The sequence below is a fragment of the Kitasatospora azatica KCTC 9699 genome (assembly GCF_000744785.1).
Lineage (GTDB): Bacteria > Actinomycetota > Actinomycetes > Streptomycetales > Streptomycetaceae > Kitasatospora > Kitasatospora azatica.
Window position 1 is genome coordinate 4,008,104 of record NZ_JQMO01000003.1, and the last position, 16,499, is coordinate 4,024,602.

Below are 16,499 nucleotides of genomic sequence, written 5' to 3' on the forward strand. Positions count from 1 at the left end.
GGCTGGATCTGACGGATCGTCAGCATGCTTGCACGCAAAGGACCACTGCCATGCCCAGAACCACCAGACGTCAGCTCCTCGTCCTCGCCGGCCTGGCCGCCGCGGCCGCCGCCTGCGGTCGGGCCACCGCCGAGGCAGGCAGCGGCCAGGAGACCAGGAAGCTCCGCTACCAGGGCTGGGCCGGCCAGGTCACACTGCCCGAACTCGCCCAGGACCTCGGCTACTTCGGTGATGTGACGCTGGAGTGGGTGGGCAACACGATCAGCGGCCCGCAGGACATCCAGTCGGCCGCCACCGGCCAGGTCGACTTCGGCGGCGCCTTCAACGGTGCGGTGGTCAAGCTGATCGCGGCCGGCGCCCCGGTCAAGGCGGTGATCAGCTACTACGGCGTCGACCAGCAGGTCTTCAACGGGTTCTACGTGCTCAACGACAGCCCGATCCAGTCCGCCCGCGACCTGATCGGCAAGAAGGTCGGGATGAACACCCTCGGTGCGCACAGCGAGGCGATGCTCGACATCTACCTGCAGCGCAACGGCCTCACCCCCGCCGAGATCGCCAAGGTGGAGCCGTTGGTGATCCCGCCGGTCAACACCGAGCAGGCGCTGCGGCAGAAGCAGATCGACGTGGCGGTGCTCGGCGGAGTGCTGCTGGACAAGGCGCTGGCCGGCGGCGGCATCCGGCAGGTGTTCAGCGACTTCCAGCTGCTTGGTGCGTTCAGCGCGGGCACCTTCGTGGTCACCGAGCGCTTCCTGAAGGCGAACCCGACCACCGCGAGGACCTTCGTCACCGGCGTGGCCAAGGCCATCGAGTGGGCCCGCAGCACGCCGCGCGAGCAGGTGATCGCCCGCAGCGTCGAGATCGTCAAGAAGCGCGGGCGCAACGAGGACGTCGCCGCCCTGCAGTACTGGAAGTCCACCGGGGTGGCCGAGACCGGCGGCCGGATCTCGGATGCGGAGTTCCAGCTCTGGATCGACTGGTTGGTCTCCCACGGTGACATCAAGTCCGGTCAGGTCAGGCCGGGTTCGCTCTACACCAACGACTTCAACGCGGGCCCGCGATGAGCGCCGCGATCAGCTTCCGTGGCGTGACCAAGAGCTTTCCGGTACGCGGCGGCTCGGCGATCACCGCCGTCGACGGGATCGATCTGGAGGTCGCCGCAGGCGAGTTCGTGGTCCTGGTCGGGCCCAGCGGCTGCGGCAAGTCCACCCTGCTCGACCTGCTCGGTGGGCTGACCACGCCGACCTCCGGCGAGATCCTGCTCGGCGGCAAGCCGGTCACCGGTCCCGGCCTGGACCGCAGCACGGTCTTCCAGCAGTACGCGCTGCTGCCCTGGCGCACCGCGCAGGGCAACGTCGAGTTCGGCCTGGAGCGCCTGGGTCTGCCGCGCCGCGAGCGCACCGCCCGGGCCCGCGAGTACCTCGCGCTGGTGGGCCTGACCGGCTTCGAGGACCGCCATCCGCATGAGCTGTCCGGCGGTATGAAGCAGCGGGTGGCGATCGCCCGCAGCCTCGCCTACGACCCCGAAGTGCTGCTGATGGACGAGCCGTTCGCCGCGCTGGACGCGCAGACCCGGGAGTCGCTGCAGGACGAGCTGCTGCGGATCTGGCAGCGCACCGGCAAGACGGTGGTCTTCATCACCCATGGGATCGACGAGGCGGTCTACCTCGGCCAACGCGTCGCGGTGCTCACCTCCCGGCCGGGCCGGGTCAAGGAGGTGGTCCCGATCGAACTCGGCGATCGATTCGGCGATCGGTTGGGTGACCGGCTCGGCGATCGGCCGGGTGACCGGCTGACTGTCCAGGACTTGCGCTCCAGTCCGGAGTTCGCCGAGCACCGGCACCGGATCTGGCGCCTGCTGCACGACGAGGTGTCCCGGGCCCAGCAGTTGGAGAAGGAGGCCGTCCCGTCATGAGCACCGACCTCAGGACCTCACCCGCGCCCGCACCGTCGGTGCGCGACCAAGCACCGCCGTCCCCGACCAGGCAGCGCCCGCCGTCGCGCCTTCCCCGCCTTCGCCGGCCGTGGCGCCTCCGTCGGCTGCTGCTGACCGGCCTGACCAAGTCCGTCGCGATCCTCGCCCTGCTCGCGCTGTGGGAGACCGCCCCGCGGGCCGGCCTGGTGGACGCCACCTTCCTGCCGCCGTTCTCCCAGGTCGCCCAGGCCTGGTGGCAGCTGCTGGGCAACGGCCAGCTCGCCACCAACACCGAGGCCAGTCTGACCCGTTCGCTCACCGGCTTCGGCCTGGCGGTGCTGATCGGGGTGCCGCTGGGCCTGTTGATCGGCTGGTACCGGCCGGTCGCCAACCTGCTCAGCCCGCTGCTCGAACTGTTCCGCAACACCGCAGCCTTGGCCCTGCTGCCGGTCTTCACGCTGATCCTCGGGATCGGCGAGACCTCGAAGATCTCGATCGTGCTGTACGCCTGCCTGTGGCCGATCCTGCTCAACACGATCAGCGCGGTGCGCACCGTGGACCCGACCCTGCTGCGGCTGGCCCGCTCGCTGGACCTGTCGCCGCTGCGGCTCTTCCAGAAGGTGATCCTGCCCGCCTCCGTCCCGGTGGTCTTCACCGGCATCCGGCTGGCCGGGGCGGTCTCGATCCTGGTCCTGGTGGCCGCCGAGATGGTCGGCGCCAAGGCGGGCCTGGGCTATCTGGTGAACGCCGCGCAGTTCAACTTCGCGATCCCGCAGATGTACGCGGGCATCGTGACGATCTCCGTCATCGGTGTGCTCTTCAACCAGCTGCTGGTGGCCCTGGAGCGTCGCTTCACCGGATGGCGTGCCCCGCTCAACGGCTGAGGGAGTAAACAGAGATGACTGATCGTCAGATAGTGGATGCGGATGTGGTGGTGGTCGGCGGCGGCCCCGCCGCCAGCTGGGCGGCGCTGACCGCGGCCAGGTCCGGCGCCGAGGTGGTGCTCGCCGACAAGGGCTACTGCGGCACCAGCGGTGCCACCGCTGCCGGCGGCACCGGGGTCTGGTACGTGCAGCCCGATCCGGCCGCCCGGGAGGCCGCGATGGCCTCTCGCGAAGCCCTCGGCGGCTACCTGGCCGACCGCCGCTGGATGGCCCGGGTCCTCGACCAGACCTACGCCAACATGAACGAGCTGGCCGAACGGGGCCGTTACCCCTTCCCCACCGGCCCCGACGGGCGCCAGCTGCGCAACGGACTGCAAGGCCCGGAGTACATGCGCCGGATGCGGATCGCGGTCCGCCGGGCCGGCGTGCGGATCCTGGACCACAGCCCGGTCACCGAACTGCTCACCACCCCCGACGGATCGGTGGCCGGGGCGGCCGGCCACCGGCGCCAGCAGGGCGTCGACTACCTGGTCCGCGCGGGCGCGGTGGTCCTCGCCACCGGCGGCTGCGCCTTCCTCAGCAAGGCGCTCGGCACGGACACCAACACCGGCGACGGTGCGCTGTTCGCGGCCGAGGTCGGCGCGGAACTGTCCGGCATGGAGTTCTCCAACGCCTACGGCATCGCGCCCGAGCACACCTCGGTGACCAAGACCGCCTTCTACTCCTTCGCCACCTTCTACCGCGCGGACGGCAGCGAGCTGGAGGGTGCGGGCAGCCAGGTCGGTCGCTCGGTGATCGCCCGCACGCTGCTCAGCGAGAAGGTGTACTGCCGAAACTACCTGCGCCACGGTGAGCGCCTCAGCGCGGCGTTGACCGTGCTGGACGCCGCCTGGGAGTCCGTCAGGTCCGGCCTGCACGGCACCGGCGCGCAGGCGCTCCGTACCCGGCAGGCGGCCGCGCTGGCCGCCCACGCCCGCTGGATGTACCGCTCCGCGCTGGCCCGCACCGAGACCCGGGGCATGGCCAAGCGCCTGGACCACCCCGAGCAGGACCCGGCCCAGCACCACCGGATCGCCACCGGCGGCCTGGACCAGGTCTGGACCCGGACGCTGACCGGGGCCGCCGCGTGATCGAACTGGTCTCCGCGGCCCGCTGCATCGGCTGCGACAAGTGCGTCAAGGTCTGCCCGACCGACGTCTTCGACCGCGGTCCGGACGGTATCCCGCTGATCGCCCGGCAGGAGGACTGCCAGACCTGCTTCCAGTGCGAAGCCAACTGCCCGGTCGACGCGCTCTTCGTCGCCCCCTACACCCACCCCCGCCCCGCCGACCCGGTCGTGCACGACGAGACCGCGTTGGCCGGCGCCGGACTGCTCGGCAGCTACCGCGAGCAGATCGGCTGGGGCCACGGCCGCACTCCGGGCGCCGCCCGGGCCGTCGGCCCCGCCTTCGGACCCTCGCCCATCACCTCGTGAGTTCCTGGAAGGACAACACCATGACCCTGGAGATCCGCAAGGTCGGCGGCCGGATCGGCGCCGAGGTGCTCGGCCTCGACCTGGCCGGCGCCCTCGACCCGCAGACCGTCACCGAGCTCAACACCGCGCTGCTCGCCCACAAGGCGCTCTTCTTCCGCGGCCAGCAGCTGGACGACGCGGCGCAGACCCGGTTCGCCGCCCACTTCGGCCCGCTCACCACCGCCCACCCGACGGTTCCCCCGCTGGACGGCCAGCCCAATGTGCTGCCGGTGGACAGCGCCGACGGCGGCCGGGCCAACCACTGGCACACCGACGTCACCTTCGTCCGCACCCCGCCCAAGGCCAGCACGCTGCGCAGCCTGGTGGTCCCGCCCTACGGCGGCAACACCCTGATCGCCAACACCCAGACCGCGTACCAGGACATGCCGCCCACACTGCGCGAACTGGCCGACCGGCTCTGGGCGGTGCACACCAACGACTACGACTACGCACAGGGCCGGGAGCTGGACGAGAAGGAGGCCGAGCGGCGCGCCGTCTTCACCTCCCGCACGTACCGCACCGCGCACCCGGTGGTGCGGGTGCACCCGGAGAGCGGCGAACGCGGCCTGTTCATCGGCGGCTTCGCGCAGCGCATCCTCGGCCTGCCCGGCCACGAGTCGCACGACCTGCTGCGCAGCCTGCAGGCCTACGTGACCCGGCCGGAGAACGTGGTCCGCTGGCGCTGGGCCGAGGGCGACCTGGTGCTCTTCGACAACCGTGCCACCCAGCACTACGCCCCGGACGACTACGACGACCTGCCGCGCCGACTGCACCGGGTGACGGTGGCGGGCGACGTCCCGGTCGGCGTCTCGGGCGAGCCGAGCTACCTGATCGAGGGTGACGAGGCCGCGCACTACACCGGCTGACCGCCGCACGCCTGAAGGGGGAGCGCCGGCCGGCGCTCCCCCTTCAGGCGTTCTGCTCAGCGTCGCGGCAGCCCGTAGTGGTCGCGAAGCGTCGTCCCCTCGTAGCCCTCGCGGAACAGGCCGCGCTTGCGCAGCAGCGGCACCACCTGGTCGACGAAGTCGGTGAGTACGGCCGGCAGCAGCGGCGGCATGATGTTGAAGCCGTCCGCCGCGCCCTGGGTGAACCAGGTCTCGATGTGGTCGGCCAGCTGCTCGGGGGTGCCGACCACCACCTGGTGCCCGCGCCCGCCGCCGAGCCGCCCGACCAGCTGACGCAGGGTCAGCCGGTCCCGCTCGGCCAGGTCCCGGATCAGCTCGAACCGGCTCTTCGCGCCGTTGATCTCGGCCAGCGGGGGCAGCGGCGGCAGCGGCTGGTCCAGCGGGTGGTCCGTCAGGTCCACCCCGAGCACGCTGGAGAGCACCGCCACCGACCGCTCCGGGGTGATCAGTTCGGTCAGCTCCTGGTCCAGCGCCCGGGCCTCGGCCTCGGTCGAGCCCAGCACCGGCACCACGCCGGGCAGCACCTTGATCCCGCGCGGGTCGCGCCCGGCCTCGGCGGTGCGGCGCTTCAGGTCGGCGTAGAAGGCCTGTCCCTCGGCCAGCGTCTGCTGCGCGGTGAAGACCGCCTCGGCCCAGCGGGCCGCGAAGCCCTTGCCGTCCTGCGAGGAGCCGGCCTGCACCAGCAGCGGGTAACCCTGCGGGCTGCGCGGGATGTTCAGCGGTCCGCGGACCTGGAAGTGCTCGCCGACGTGCCCGATCTCGTGCACCTTCTGCTGGTCGGCGTAGGTGCCGTCGGCCCGGTCGAGCAGCAGCGCGCCGTCCTCCCAGCTGTCCCAGAGCGCGGTGACCACCTGCAGGAACTCGTCGGCCCGCTGGTAGCGCACCTCGTGGCGCTGGTTGGCGGTGCGGTTGAAGTTCTGCGCGGACCGCTCTCCGGCCGAGGTGACGATGTTCCAGCCGGCCCGGCCGTGGCTGAGGTGGTCCAGCGAGGCGAACTGGCGGGCCAGGTTGTACGGCTCGGTGAAACCGGTGGAGACGGTGCCGATCAGGCCGATCCGCTCGGTCACCGCGGCCAGCGCGGCCAGCAGGGTGAACGGCTCGAAGTGGCTGACCAGGCCCCAGCCGCCGTCGGTGCGGGCCTCCACGCCGTCGGCCAGGAAGACCGAGTCGAAGGCGGCCGCCTCGGCGGCCTGGGCCAGGCGTTGGAAGTGTCCGATGTCGGCCGCCTGGGCGGGGTCGGTGCGCGGATGGCGCCAGGCCGCCTCATGGTGGCCGACACCCATCAGGAAGAGGTTGAGGTGCAACTGCCGCTGGTTGTCGCCGGGCATGGCAAAGCCTCCAAAAACCGTGGCTGAACTGGGATTACTTCGATTCTCCGACCGGTCGCGGGCCGCCACAACGATTCCTGACGGGGTGGAAGAAACCCCCGTCCCGCCTTTCCTGACCTTCCGTCAGCCGGCGGCGGCGCGCACCGTGCGCAGCTCCATCGGCCGCCGGTAGGCGGCGTCCAGCACGCCGGCGCAGGCGGCCACCGCCAGCACCTCGCGGCCGAACGCGGAGGCGGTCACCAGCTGCGAGGGCTCCGGCCGGACGCCGACCTGGTGCGCGAAGTACTCGGCCAGTCCCGGTACCAGCAGCAGCCCCAGCTCGTTCACGGCCAGCACCTCGGGGTTGAGCATGTCCAGCAGCAGCGCGGCGGCCGGGGCGACCAGCCGCAGCCGCTCCTCGAAGAGCCGTACCGCGCCGGGGTGGCCGGCGGCGGCCAGCGCCGAGAGCAACTCGATGTCGGGTCGGGCGATCAGCCCCTGCTGGTGGGCCCGCCGGGCCACCGTCCGTTCCGACACCGTGGCCTGCAGGCAGCCGGTCCGTCCGCACGGGCAGGCCTCGGTGGAGCCCCGCACCGGCAGGTGGGCGATCTCGCCGGCCCGCGAGCGGCGCCCGCGCAGCACCGTGCCGCCGGTGGCGATCGCCGCGTCCACCACGTTCCCGACGAACAGTTGCACCAGCTCGGTGGCCCCGGCGGCGGCCCCGAACAGCAGCTCCGCCTGGGCCAGCGCCCGGGCATGGCTGTCCACGTGCACCGGCAGCCGGCCCCTGGACGGGCCCAGCGCGCCGGCCAGCGGCTCGCGCAGCGGCACGTCCCGCCAGCCCAGCGCCGCGTTTTCGACCACGCTGCCGCGCTCGCTGTCCACCCAACCGCCGGTGACCACGCCCAGGCCGAGCAGCGAGCGCCCGGCGGCCCGGCGGGCGGTGAAGCCGGGCAGGTGGGCCCGGACCGTGGCGAGCACGGTCGACGCGTCGCCGGTGCGCGGCAGCCGTTCGTGCGCCACCACCCGCCCGCGCAGGTCCATCAGCGCGAAGGTCAGCCAGGGCACTCCGATGTGCACGCCCAGCGCCAGGTGGCGGCTGGTGTCGATGTCCAGCGGCAGCTGCGGCCGACCGGCCCGCGGCGGACCCGCCACCGGCGGCAGCTCACGCAGCAGCCCGATCCCGATCAGGTCCGAGGTGTGCCGGGAGACCGCCGCCGGACTCAGCCCGGTGGCTCGGCCGACGGCCGACCGGGCCATCGGGCCGCCGGCCAGCACCGCCCGCAGCACCGCGCCGGCCCCGCCGCCCGCGATCGGTGCGGGTTCGGGGCCGACCATCGGTGCGGCAACCAGTGAGAGCATGCGGACGAGTCTGACCGTGGCGTGTTGCACCACGGTGGCGGGGGCATGAAGCGGCTGTCCGAGTGAGCGTGGCGACTCGTCAAGATGCCGCTAAATCTGTCGTCCGACCAGTCTGATCGAAGGCGAACAGGCAGGTACCCCGTAGTCTCGACTGCGCGAACAACTGCGCGAACAGGTGTCCGGGAATGGTCCCGGGGCCGGGCTCGATCAAGAATGGGACGCATGGCACGCGGACGGCTGCGGATCTACCTCGGGGCAGCTCCCGGCGTGGGCAAGACCTACGCGATGCTCTGCGAGGCGCACCGCCGGCTGGCCCGCGGCACCGATGTGGTGGTCGGTTTCGTCGAGACCCACAACCGGGCCAACACCGCCGAGCTGCTGCACGGTCTGGAGGCGGTGCCGCGCCGCACCATGGAGCACCGCGGCGCCGAGTTCACCGAGCTGGACCTGGACGCGCTGCTGGCCCGCCGCCCGCAGGTGGCGCTGGTCGACGAGCTCGCCCACACCAATGTGCCCGGCTGCCGCAACGCCAAGCGCTGGCAGGACGTCGAGGAGCTGCTGGCCGCCGGGATCGATGTGATCTCCACCGTCAACATCCAGCACCTGGAGTCACTCGGCGACGTGGTGGAGGGCATCACCGGGGTGCGCCAGCGCGAGACGGTGCCGGACGAGGTGGTCCGCCGGGCCGACCAGATCGAACTGGTCGACATGTCGCCACAGGCGCTGCGCCGCCGGATGGCGCACGGCAACGTCTACGCGCCGGAGAAGGTCGACGCGGCGCTGTCCAACTACTTCCGCCCCGGCAACCTCACCGCGCTGCGCGAGCTGGCGCTGCTGTGGACCGCCGACCGGGTGGACGAGTACCTGCAGACCTACCGCGCCGAGCAGGGCATAGCCGACACCTGGCAGGCCCGGGAGCGGATCGTGGTCGGCCTGACCGGCGGCCCCGAGGGCGCCACCCTGATCCGTCGAGCCGCCCGGATCGCCGCCAAGGGCTCCGGCAGCGAGCTGCTGGCGGTGCACATCTCCAGCTCCGACGGGCTGGCCGGCGGCTCCCCGCAGGCGCTGATCGAGCAGCGGGCCCTGGTGGAGAGCCTGGGCGGCAGCTTCCACACCGTGCTCGGCGACGACCCGGCGGCGGCCCTGCTGGACTTCGCGCGCGGGGTGAACGCCACCCAGATCGTGCTCGGCTCCAGCCGCCGCAAGGCCTGGCAGTACATCTACGGCCCGGGGGTCGGCTCCACGGTGGCCCGTGACTCGGGCGACATCGACGTGCACATCGTCACCCACGAGCACGCCGCGCACGGACGCGGCCGGATCCCGATCCGCAAGGTCACCGACCTGGGCCGGCCGCGGGCGATCGCCGGCTGGCTGATCGGGGTGGCCGGGCCGCCGCTGCTGGCGCTGCTGCTGACCCATGTGCACGGCCCGGGGCTGCCCACCGACATGCTGCTCTTCCTGTCGGTGACGGTCTGCGCGGCGCTGGTCGGCGGCCTCTTCCCGGCGATCGCCTCCGCGCTGGTCGGCTCCACCGCGCTGAACTACTACTTCACCCCGCCGATCCACACCCTGACGATCAGCGACTCGCAGAACATCGTGGCCGTGGCGATCTTCACCGCGGTCGGGATCTCGGTGGCCACCGTGGTCGACGTCGCCGCCCGGCGGACCAACGAGGCGGCCCGTGCCCAGGCCGAGGCACAGACCCTGAGCGCGCTGGCCGGCACCGTGCTGCGCGGCGCACCCACCGGGGACGGGGTGCTCACCGCCCTGCTCGACCAGGTCAGGGAGACCTTCCAGGTGGACTCGGTCGCGCTGCTGGAACGCCGGCACGAGTTCGACCCCTGGCACGCCATCGCGGTCAGCGGCCCGAACCCGCCCGAGCACCCGGAGGACGGCCAGGTGGACGTCCCGGCCGGCAAGACCCTCGCGCTGGTGCTCTGCGGGCGGGTGCTGCCCGCCGCCGACCGGCGCCTGCTCGGGGCCTTCGCCGCCCAGGCCGCGGTGCTGGCCGAGCGCGAGCAGCTGGCCCGCGAAGCCGCCGCCGCCCGCCGCCAGGCCGAGGGCAACCGGATCCGCACCGCGCTGCTGGCCGCCGTCTCGCACGACCTGCGCACCCCGCTGGCCGGCATCAAGGCGGCCGTCTCCTCGCTGCGCGCCGAGGACGTCGAGTGGGACCCGGCGGACGAGGCCGAGCTGCTGGCCGGCATCGAGGCGGGCGCCGACCGCCTCGACCACCTGATCAACAACCTGCTGGACATGAGCCGTCTGCAGACCGGCACCGTCACCCCGCTGATCCAGCCGGTGGACCTGGACGAGGTGGTCCCGTACGCCCTCGGCGGGGTCCAGCTGGACTCGGTGCGCCTCGACATCCCGGAGTCGCTGCCGATGGTCCCGGCGGACGCCGGACTGCTGGAGCGGGCCCTGGCCAACCTGATCGAGAACGCCGTCAAGTACAGCCCGACCGGACAGAAGGTGCTGGTCAAGGCCGATGCGCTGGCGCCGACGACCGGTGGCGGCCGGGTCGAGCTGCGGGTGGTCGACCGGGGGCCCGGGGTCCCCGAAGAGGCCAAGGAGAAGATCTTCGCCCCGTTCCAGCGCTACGGCGACGCCCCGCGCGGCGCGGGCGTGGGGCTCGGCCTCGCGGTGGCCCGCGGCTTCGTCGAGGCGATGGGCGGCACCCTGACCGCCGAGGACACCCCGGGCGGCGGGCTGACCATGGTGGTCTCGCTGCCCGCCGTCGGGCAGCCGCCCGAGCCCGTTCCCGTCGAGCCCTCCCCGTTGACCTCCCTCGCCCCCCGAAAGGCGGAGCTCGCATGACCCGGGTCCTCGTCGTGGACGACGAACCACAGATCGTCCGCGCCCTGGTGATCAACCTCAAGGCCCGCAAGTACGAGGTGGACGCCGCCCATGACGGGGCCGGCGCGCTCGAGCTGGCCGCGGCCCGCCACCCCGACGTGGTGGTGCTCGACCTCGGCCTGCCCGACATGGACGGCGTCGAGGTGATCCGCGGCCTGCGCGGCTGGACCCGGGTGCCGATCATCGTGCTGTCGGCCCGGCACGCCTCCGACGAGAAGGTCGAGGCGCTGGACGCGGGCGCCGACGACTACGTGACCAAGCCGTTCGGCATGGACGAGCTGCTGGCCCGGATGCGCGCCGCGGTGCGCCGGGCCGAGCCGGTCGCCGGCGAGGACGACTCGCTGGTCACCACCGAGGCGTTCACCGTCGACCTGGCGGCGAAGAAGGTCAACCGGGACGGCGTGGACGTCCGCCTCACCCCGACTGAGTGGCACCTGCTGGAGGTGCTGGTGCGCAACGCGGGCCGACTGGTCAGCCAGACCCAGCTGCTGCAGGAGGTCTGGGGCCCGGCCTACCGCACCGAGACCAACTACCTGCGGGTCTACCTCGCCCAGCTGCGCCGCAAGCTGGAGACCGACCCCTCGCACCCGCGCCACTTCATCACCGAGGCGGGTATGGGCTACCGCTTCGAGCCGTGATCCGGCGCCGCCACGGCAGCCCACCGGAAGGGTCCCAGCCGGTACCCTTCCGGCATGAGTGGTAACAGCAGCGAGCAGCCGCAGGGCCGCCTGCGCCGGATGTTCAGCCGGCTCACCTCCAGCTCGGAGGAGCTCCAGGCCGCGGAACTGCGCCAGGACGCCGCGGTGTCCGGCTGCACGCCGATCGCCCTGGCCGGCGACCGCGAGGTGGTCACCGTCTCCGGCACCCTGCGCACCGTGACCCTGCGTCCCCGGGCCGGGGTGCCCGCGCTGGAGGCCGAGCTCTTCGACGGCTCGGACGCGCTGGACGTGGTCTGGCTGGGACGCCGCTCGATCTCGGGCATAGAGCCGGGCCGCCGGCTCACGGCCAGCGGCCGGATCAGCCACGCACGCGGGCGCCGCGTGCTCTTCAACCCTCGCTACGAGCTGCGTCCGGTGGGACAGGGGAGCGAATCAGCGTGACCAACCTTCCCGGCGGCGAGCACGCCGCCCGTACGGCCGACAACCTCGACGCCGACGTCGAACACACCCTCAACGAGGCGGTGGTCGACGTGGCCACCGAGCAGTTGGAGGCTGCGGAGGCGGCTCGCCGGAAGGCGGAGGAGGACGCGGCCGCCTCACGGGCGGCAGCCGACAGCGTCATGGAGGCCTTCGGCGGGGTCCGAGGCCTGATCGACACGACCGTGCCCGGACTGGCCTTCATCGCCACCTTCACCGTGACCCACAAGGTCTCGGCCGCCGCATGGGCCGCGGTGGGCCTGTGTGTGGTGTTCGTGGTGGTCCGTCTGCTTAGGCGGGAGACCCTCAAGCACGCCTTCTCCGGTGTTTTCGGCGTGGCGATCGGTGCCTTCTTCGCGATGAGGACCGGCAAGGCCCAGAACTTCTACCTGCCAGGCCTGCTCTACAGCGTCGGCTACTGTGTCGCGCTGGCCGTCTCGGCCCTGGCTCGCTGGCCCCTGATCGGCGTCATGCTCGGCCCGATCACTGGCGAGATGTTCACCTGGCGCACCAAGAACCCGGGCCGGCTGGCCGCCTACACCAAGGCCACCTGGGCATGGGTGGCGATCATGGGTATCAAGCCGTTGGTCCTGTTTCCGCTGTACTTCACGGGTGACGTCAATCTGCTGGGCTGGCTGAAGGTGGCCCTCGCCTATCCGCCGCTGCTGCTGGCGATGTACGTGACGTGGCAGATCCTGGTCAAGGCGCCGCCGCCGATCAAGGCCGAGGTCCCGCAGGACGAGGACGCCTGAGCTTGTGAAGGCCCGCCCCCCAACGGGAGCGGGCCTTCACGCATCGTGGCTTACTGCGCGCCGGCGTCCGCCGACAGCAGGGTCTCCAGCTCCTCCTCGCGCTCCTGCGCGGCCACGAAGAGCAGCTCGTCGCCGCCCTCCAGGGTGTCGTCCCGGGCCGGCACCAGCACCCGGCCCTCGCGGATGATGGTCACCAGCGCGGTGTCGGTCGGCCAGGCCACGTCGCCCACCCGGGTGCCGACCAGCTCGGCGTCCTCGGCGAGGGTGAGCTCCACCAGGTTGGCGTTGCCCTGGCTGAAGCGCATCAGCCGGACCAGGTCCCCGACGCTCACCGCCTCCTCGACCAGCGCCGACATCAGGCGCGGGGTGGAGACCGCGACATCCACGCCCCAGGACTCGTTGAAGAGCCACTCGTTCTTCGGGTTGTTCACCCGGGCGACCACCCGCGGCACGCCGTACTCGGTCTTCGCCAGCAGCGAGACCACCAGGTTGACCTTGTCGTCACCGGTCGCGGCGATCACCACGTGGCAGCGCTGCAGTGCGGCCTCGTCCAGCGAGGTGATCTCGCAGGCGTCGGCCAGCAGCCACTCCGCCATCGGCACCCGCTCCACCGAGATGGAGTTCGGGTTCTTGTCCACGAGCAGCACCTCGTGGCCGTTCTCCAGCAGCTCACCGGCGATCGAACGGCCGACCGCGCCCGCTCCCGCAATCGCTACCCGCATCAGTGACTCTCCTTCGGGCCGTTCGCGAACACGGCCTCGACCGCGGCCAGGTCGGCCCGACGCAGCATCACCTGCACCAGGTCGCCCTCCTGCACCACCATCTGCGGGGTGGGCAGCACGCCCTCGCCGAGCCGGGTGATGAAGGCCACCCGGGCACCGGAGGCCTCCTCCAGGGCGGACACCCGCTGGCCGACCCAGTGCGGGGAGAAGGCGACCTCGGCCAGCTGCACGGTGCCGCTCGGGTCCTGCCAGAGCGGCTCGGCGCCGCTGGGCAGCAGCCGGCGCAGCATCTGGTCGGCGGTCCACCGCACGGTGGCCACCGTCGGGATGCCCAGGCGCTGGTAGACCTCGGCGCGGCGGGGGTCGTAGATCCGGGCCGCGACGTGCTCGACGCCGAAGGTCTCCCGGGCCACCCGGGCCGCGATGATGTTCGAGTTGTCGCCGCTGCTGACCGCGGCGAAGGCGCCGGCCTCCTCGATGCCGGCCTCGCGCAGGGTGTCCTGGTCGAAGCCGACGCCGTTCACCCGGCGGCCGTTGAAGCCGGCCCCGAGCCGGCGGAAGGCGGTGGGGTCCTGATCGACCACGGCCACCGAGTGGCCCTGCTTCTCCAGGGCTCTGGCGAGCGCGGAGCCCACCCGTCCGCAACCCATGATCACGATGTGCACGGTGCTGTTACCTTACCCGGCTCGTTGGGCTCTTGACCTGCGCAAACACCGTTCGATCATCCTTCCGTGCCCGCCGGTCGGCGGGGCGATCTGCGCCGCCCCCGTCACTCGGGTGCGGCTCGGTAACGGGAGTGTTGCCCGTCAGCTGGTGCTCCGACACTATCCGGTCCGTAGAACAAGGTCTCGACGAACTGACGCACTGGTGGTAGCCGCAAAAGCAAGAGCCCCTACGATTCCTTAACGTGCCCAATCTGACCGACGTCCCTAAACGGATCCTGATCGGCCGCGCGCTGCAGAGCGACAAGCTCGGCGAGACGCTGCTGCCCAAGCGGATCGCGCTGCCGGTGTTCGCCTCCGACGCCCTGTCGTCCGTGGCCTACGCCCCGGAGGAGATCCTCCTCACCCTGTCGCTCGCCGGTGTCTCGGCGATCCACTTCTCATGGCAGATCGGCGTCGTGGTCGCCGTCGTCATGCTCGCGGTGGTTGCCTCCTACCGGCAGAACGTGCATGCCTACCCGAGCGGTGGTGGTGACTACGAGGTCGCCACCGTCAACCACGGACCGAAGTCCGGTCTGGTGGTGGCCAGCGCCCTGATGGTCGACTACGTGCTCACCGTGGCGGTCTCCACCACCTCGGGCGTGGCCAACGTGGTCTCGGCCGTTCCGGCGCTGCGCGGGCACGAGATGGGCCTGAGCGTCCTGCTGGTGCTGCTGCTGATGGGCATGAACCTGCGCGGTGTGCGCGAGTCCGGCTCGGCCTTCGCGGTGCCCACCTACGCCTTCATGATCGGCGTCATAGGCATGGTGGGCTACGGGTTGATCCGGCACCTGGTCTTCGGCAGCACCATGCACGCCGAGAGCGCCGGCTTCCACCTGCAGCCCACCCCCGGCAACGAGGCGGTGACCGGCTTCGCGCTGGTCTTCCTGCTGCTCAAGGCCTTCTCCTCGGGCTGTGCGGCGCTCACCGGCGTCGAGGCGATCAGCAACGGCGTGCCGGCCTTCCGCAAGCCGAAGAGCAAGAACGCGGCCACCACGCTGCTGCTGATGGCCTCGATCGCCGTCGCCATGTTCATGGGCATCATCTACCTGGCCCACCTGACCGGGACCCAGATGGCCGAGAACCCGGTCGAGCAGCTCGGCGGCGCCCCGGCGGACTACCACCAGAAGACGGCGCTCGCGCAGATCAGCGAGGCGGTGTTCTCCAACTTCACCCCGGGCTTCTACTTCATCGCCGCCGTCACCGGCCTGATCCTGGTGCTGGCCGCCAACACCGCCTTCAACGGCTTCCCGGTGCTCGGCTCGATCCTCGCCCAGGACCGCTACCTGCCGCGCCAGCTGCACACCCGCGGTGACCGGCTGGCCTTCTCCAACGGCATCATCCTGCTGGCGGGCGTGGCGATCGTCTTCATCGTGGCCTTCGGCGCCGACCCGAACCGGCTGATCCAGCTGTACATCGTCGGCGTCTTCGTCTCGTTCAACATGAGCCAGTCCGGCATGATCCGGCACTGGACCCGGCACCTGCGCACCGAGACCGACCCCAAGGCGCGGCGCCGGATGCAGCGCTCCCGGGCGATCAACACCTTCGGTCTGGTGATGACCGCGGCGGTGCTGATCGTGGTTCTGGTCACCAAGATCGGCCATGCCTGGATCGCGATCGCCACCATGTGCGTGCTCTTCGTGATGATGAAGGCGATCCGCCGGCACTACGACCGGGTCTCCCAGGAGCTGGCCCCGGCCGAGGACGCCGAGGACCTGGCGCTGCCCACCCGGGTGCACGCCATCGTGTTGGTCTCCAAGCTGCACAAGCCGGCCCTGCGGGCACTGGCCTACGCCCAGCTGGCCCGGGCGCACACGCTGGAGGCGATCACCGTCAACGTCGACCCGGCCGACACCGCCGCGCTGCGCGGCGAGTGGGACGAGCGCGGGATCGACGTGCCGCTCAAGGTGCTGGACTCGCCGTACCGCGAGATCACCGGGCCGGTGCTGGACTACGTCAAGAACCTGCGCCGCTCCTCGCCGCGCGACGTGGTCAGCGTCTACATCCCCGAGTACGTGGTCGGCCACTGGTACGAGCACCTGCTGCACAACCAGAGCGCGCTGCGGCTCAAGGGACGGCTGCTCTTCAAGCCCGGGGTGATGGTGACCTCGGTGCCCTGGCAGCTGGAGTCCTCGGAGCGGCGCAGCACGGTACGGGTCTACTCGGCCCCCGGCGACGTACGACGCGGCGAACCGCGGCGGCGCACGGTACCGTCGGGTTCCGTCGACAACCCGACCGCCGGGAACCCCGAAGCCAGCAAGGACGCCGTTACGTGAGTCGCAACACCCCGCCCCGCTCCTCCTCGGGCCAGCCTCGCAAGGGGGCGAAGGCCGGCAAGGTCGGTCAGGTCGCCAAGCCGCGCTGGTCGGCCAAGCCGGCCCGGCCGGCCGCCACCGACCGGGACGGCTACACGGCGCAGACCGCGCCGCTGGCCCCGGGGGAGCGGGCG

15 protein-coding genes are annotated in these 16,499 nt (G+C 71.7%); 11 read left to right on the plus strand and 4 right to left on the minus strand.

What is annotated here, in order from left to right:
• The first annotated feature begins 50 nt into the window (after window positions 1–50).
• The 6 genes from BR98_RS28480 to BR98_RS28505 are packed head-to-tail and all read left to right on the plus strand — an operon-like array spanning window position 51 to window position 5,175.
• On the plus strand, window positions 51–1,061 hold the full coding sequence (locus BR98_RS28480) for an ABC transporter substrate-binding protein (RefSeq protein WP_035849087.1): 1,011 nt from the start codon (window positions 51–53) through the stop codon (window positions 1,059–1,061).
• The gene (locus BR98_RS28485) at window positions 1,058–1,912 is read left to right on the plus strand and encodes an ABC transporter ATP-binding protein (protein WP_035849089.1); all 855 of its coding nucleotides are present in this window, start codon (window positions 1,058–1,060) and stop codon (window positions 1,910–1,912) included. Before BR98_RS28480 ends, BR98_RS28485 begins: the two co-directional genes overlap by 4 nt.
• The gene (locus BR98_RS28490; RefSeq protein ID WP_035849091.1) at window positions 1,909–2,796 is read left to right on the plus strand and encodes an ABC transporter permease; all 888 of its coding nucleotides are present in this window, start codon (window positions 1,909–1,911) and stop codon (window positions 2,794–2,796) included. Before BR98_RS28485 ends, BR98_RS28490 begins: the two co-directional genes overlap by 4 nt.
• Window positions 2,797–2,810: 14 nt before the next feature.
• A complete protein-coding gene (locus BR98_RS28495) occupies window positions 2,811–3,926 on the plus strand; it encodes an FAD-dependent oxidoreductase (protein ID WP_035849093.1) in 1,116 nt (371 codons plus the stop codon).
• Window positions 3,923–4,270: a 4Fe-4S dicluster domain-containing protein gene (locus BR98_RS28500; protein WP_035849095.1), complete on the plus strand. Its 348-nt coding sequence runs from the start codon at window positions 3,923–3,925 to the stop codon at window positions 4,268–4,270. Before BR98_RS28495 ends, BR98_RS28500 begins: the two co-directional genes overlap by 4 nt.
• Before the next feature lie 20 nt (window positions 4,271–4,290).
• Entirely contained in the window at window positions 4,291–5,175 is an 885-nt protein-coding gene (locus BR98_RS28505; protein WP_035849097.1) for a TauD/TfdA dioxygenase family protein, read from the plus strand.
• Window positions 5,176–5,231: 56 nt separating this feature from the next.
• Here the strand turns inward: BR98_RS28505 and BR98_RS28510 are convergent, their stop codons facing one another.
• Both BR98_RS28510 and BR98_RS28515 read right to left on the minus strand, forming a co-directional pair.
• Window positions 5,232–6,542, minus strand: coding sequence for an LLM class flavin-dependent oxidoreductase (locus BR98_RS28510; protein WP_035849100.1), 1,311 nt, complete (start codon window positions 6,540–6,542; stop codon window positions 5,232–5,234).
• A gap of 123 nt (window positions 6,543–6,665) precedes the next feature.
• The gene (locus BR98_RS28515) at window positions 6,666–7,883 is read right to left on the minus strand and encodes an ROK family transcriptional regulator (protein ID WP_157537966.1); all 1,218 of its coding nucleotides are present in this window, start codon (window positions 7,881–7,883) and stop codon (window positions 6,666–6,668) included.
• Window positions 7,884–8,105: 222 nt separating this feature from the next.
• On the opposite strand from BR98_RS28515, the gene BR98_RS28520 reads away from it, so the two are divergent.
• Genes BR98_RS28520 through BR98_RS28535 form a run of 4 tightly spaced genes read left to right on the plus strand, consistent with a single transcriptional unit; the run spans window position 8,106 to window position 12,627 of the window.
• Window positions 8,106–10,700 (plus strand): sensor histidine kinase, encoded by a 2,595-nt coding sequence (locus tag BR98_RS28520; RefSeq protein ID WP_035849102.1) that lies wholly within the window; start codon window positions 8,106–8,108, stop codon window positions 10,698–10,700.
• Window positions 10,697–11,377, plus strand: a complete 681-nt coding sequence (locus BR98_RS28525; protein ID WP_035849105.1) for a response regulator — start codon at window positions 10,697–10,699, stop codon at window positions 11,375–11,377. Before BR98_RS28520 ends, BR98_RS28525 begins: the two co-directional genes overlap by 4 nt.
• A gap of 54 nt (window positions 11,378–11,431) precedes the next feature.
• Window positions 11,432–11,839 carry an OB-fold nucleic acid binding domain-containing protein gene (locus BR98_RS28530; protein ID WP_035849109.1) on the plus strand — a complete coding sequence of 136 codons (408 nt, stop codon included), beginning with the start codon at window positions 11,432–11,434 and terminating at the stop codon, window positions 11,837–11,839.
• Window positions 11,836–12,627, plus strand: a complete 792-nt coding sequence (locus BR98_RS28535) for a DUF3159 domain-containing protein (protein ID WP_232247654.1) — start codon at window positions 11,836–11,838, stop codon at window positions 12,625–12,627. Before BR98_RS28530 ends, BR98_RS28535 begins: the two co-directional genes overlap by 4 nt.
• Before the next feature lie 50 nt (window positions 12,628–12,677).
• Here BR98_RS28535 and BR98_RS28540 read toward each other — a convergent pair whose 3' ends face one another.
• Together BR98_RS28540 and BR98_RS28545 are read right to left on the minus strand one after the other, a co-directional pair.
• Complete coding sequence (locus BR98_RS28540; RefSeq protein WP_035849112.1) at window positions 12,678–13,349, minus strand: potassium channel family protein; 672 nt, start codon at window positions 13,347–13,349, stop codon at window positions 12,678–12,680.
• On the minus strand, window positions 13,349–14,014 hold the full coding sequence (locus BR98_RS28545) for a potassium channel family protein (RefSeq protein WP_035849114.1): 666 nt from the start codon (window positions 14,012–14,014) through the stop codon (window positions 13,349–13,351). The genes BR98_RS28540 and BR98_RS28545 overlap by 1 nt, the downstream gene beginning before the upstream one ends.
• 242 nt (window positions 14,015–14,256) lie before the next feature.
• Here BR98_RS28545 and BR98_RS28550 point away from each other — a divergent pair, with 242 nt between their 5' ends.
• A complete protein-coding gene (locus BR98_RS28550) occupies window positions 14,257–16,326 on the plus strand; it encodes an APC family permease (protein ID WP_051970292.1) in 2,070 nt (689 codons plus the stop codon).
• Window positions 16,327–16,499: the final 173 nt, after the last annotated feature.